Source organism: Klebsiella sp. 4_1_44FAA, from assembly GCF_000238715.1.
Classification (GTDB): domain Bacteria; phylum Pseudomonadota; class Gammaproteobacteria; order Enterobacterales; family Enterobacteriaceae; genus Klebsiella; species Klebsiella pneumoniae.
The window spans coordinates 1-1028 of sequence record NZ_JH414841.1 but is presented as its reverse complement, the minus strand read 5'-3'; the positions used below and the strand labels follow the sequence as shown (position 1 = coordinate 1028).

The window sequence follows — 1028 nt, the reverse complement described above, 5'->3', positions numbered from 1 at the left end:
ACTGACGTAATCTCCATGTCCCCCCACCGGCTAAGGCGCCACGCCCTTAGCCGGTGTTTCCGGACCGGGTAAATTGCTGCTCGGTCATTACCTTTCCCCACTGCTCCCCCTGCCATTCGCGGATTAACGTGAAGCCAAAGGATTCATACAGTTTGCGGGCCGCGTCCAACCCTTTAAAGGTCCACAGCTGCACCGCGCTAAACTGGCGACTATCGCAGAAAGCCATCGCCTCGCTGAGGAGCCGCCTGCCAATGCCGCTTCCCCGGCAGCTGTCATCGAGAATGAACCAGCGCAAATACGCCTCCTGCTGGCCGAGGTCCTCGCCATCGATAGCCAGCGAGCCGACGATTTTCCCTTCGCGGATCGCCAGCCAGATCTGGTTGGCCGGGGAGGAGAGCCGGGTGGCAAATTCCGCTACGCCGCTGGCGACCTTGCCTTCAAAAAAAGCGCCAAAGTCATGATGACGGGCGTAATACTCCCCGTGCATCTGGGCTATCCGGCCGATCATCCCCGGCTGGTAGCCGGTCATCAGCGAAATTTGCGGAGCCGTATCCGCAAGCGCGCTATCCCGACACTGCGCCAGCGCCCGGGCATAGGCCGCCAGTCCAGTGGCGACAGTTTGCTGCTGCGTCTCATCCAGATGGTCTAACGCCTCCACCACCTGACGGGTACCCCAGGCGTTAATTTTCGCCACCGTATCGTGCCCCTTTGCCGTCAGGGCGAGTGATTTCGCGCGCGCATCCTCCGCGCAAGGACGCTCCTCCAGCTCACCAGCCGCCAGCAGACGAGAGACCATCCGGCTGACGCTTGATTTTTCCAGTCCCAGCAACGTGACCAGCTGCGCGGCCGTCATCTCCCCCCTCATCGATACCTCAAGCAGGGTGTGCACCGCCGAAGGTGAATAATGGGTGGCGGCCAGCGTGGTGCTCATAAAGCCCAGCTCGCGCACCATTAACCGCGAGGCGGTACGAATCTGTTGGATTAAGGGGGTATCAGGCATGGCGGCGGGTCCAGCAAATGAAATGGTT

3 pseudogenes are annotated in these 1028 nt (G+C 60.9%); 1 reads left to right on the top strand and 2 read right to left on the bottom strand.

Annotated elements, in window-relative coordinates:
* Positions 1–46 precede the first annotated feature (46 nt).
* Positions 47–373: pseudogene (locus HMPREF1024_RS31925) on the bottom strand (GNAT family N-acetyltransferase); the annotation flags it as partial.
* Between HMPREF1024_RS31925 and HMPREF1024_RS31920 the strand changes: the two are divergent.
* Positions 305–448: pseudogene (locus tag HMPREF1024_RS31920) on the top strand (hypothetical protein); the annotation flags it as partial. The pseudogenes HMPREF1024_RS31925 and HMPREF1024_RS31920 sit on opposite strands and share 69 nt — an antisense overlap.
* A gap of 315 nt (positions 449–763) precedes the next feature.
* Here the strand turns inward: HMPREF1024_RS31920 and HMPREF1024_RS32005 are convergent.
* Positions 764–853: pseudogene (locus HMPREF1024_RS32005) on the bottom strand (MarR family transcriptional regulator); the annotation flags it as partial.
* Positions 854–1028: the final 175 nt, after the last annotated feature.